Below are 1171 nucleotides of genomic sequence, written 5' to 3' on the forward strand. Positions count from 1 at the left end.
AGCCCTGCTCGGCGACATGGGAACCGGCAGCGCATTGACCGATGTCGCACTCGCAATCGGCCGGATCAACCATTTCGGCGGCAACGCCTTGGTCGCAGGCACGACCGACCCCGAGCACCCCGTCGCGGTCGTCGTCAGACCACCGTCGAAGCTCACCCCGATCGATCCGGACCGAGACTGGTTCCGCGCACGCGGCGGCAACAACGCGTACCTCCCCTGGTGGGGACGTCGACACGACACCGACTACGGAATGCAAGGCTATTCGTGGTGATGCCAACCAGCGCGGCGGCACGTTGCGTGTCAACGTGATCGCCGCGTCGCAACAGGAGATTGAATGAAGCGATTCCGTGTATTACCCGGCTTGGCCACGCTTATGGTGTTTCTATTCACCACTGCCATGATGCGGCCGGCACGTGCCACTCCTGCCAAAGAGTCCACAAGGAATACGGCGGTGGCAGCCGAAGAACCGGCGAAGCCGTTAGTCGCACAGGTTGTCGGTCTGATTTGGTTGAATCCATTGCAGCGGAAGGATTACCCGACCGAATGGCAATTGTTGTGGACGCAGGGACTTGCAGTGCCGAACAAGAATGACGATATGGTCCGCACCGATCCGAAGTCTTTTACGACGCTGCAATCGGTAGCGGGTATCGCATACGGCAACAGAGGCACTGAAACGTTTAGAGGCTTCTATCGCAAGTACATGTTCGAGTTACCGCTTCTACTTCGGTCGCGCTACGCATCCAATCCAAAATATTTCTACACAGTGAGCCCGGCCAATCAGAAGGACTGGCATGAACTGGCGGGCATTCGTGTCGAGCTTTCCATTCCGAACCGACTTGATGCGACCGAGTCGCAAACCTACTTGCAAGACTCGATCCGAAAGACATTCTCGATTGGCAATCGGCATTTCCCGACGATGTGGAGCCGCGACACGCCTCCCGACGTACAAATCACCCAAGGCGGCGCAAACGCCGGCTTCACATCGCTGAACAACGCGTTGGACTATTTACAGGCGAACCCCGACAAGACCGTATGGGCAATGAACTGGGACGCCCCGAACTTCCCGCCCACGGATGCGCAGATCAACGAAAACCTCGTCGTGCTGTTCCTCGCCGGCCCGAACTTCAACACCGAGCGCGAACCGCTCGCCTGGATCGGCAAGGCCGCAACC

General features: G+C 58.6%; 2 pseudogenes. Both read left to right on the forward strand.

The window, feature by feature from the left end:
- Window positions 1-271, forward strand: a pseudogene (locus tag U4Z64_RS37240) (virulence factor); the annotation flags it as partial.
- A 63-nt stretch (window positions 272-334) separates the two neighbouring features.
- A pseudogene (locus tag U4Z64_RS37245) lies at window positions 335-1171 on the forward strand (virulence factor); the annotation flags it as partial.

The organism is Burkholderia sp. BCC1996 (assembly GCF_905339955.1).
Classification (GTDB): domain Bacteria; phylum Pseudomonadota; class Gammaproteobacteria; order Burkholderiales; family Burkholderiaceae; genus Burkholderia.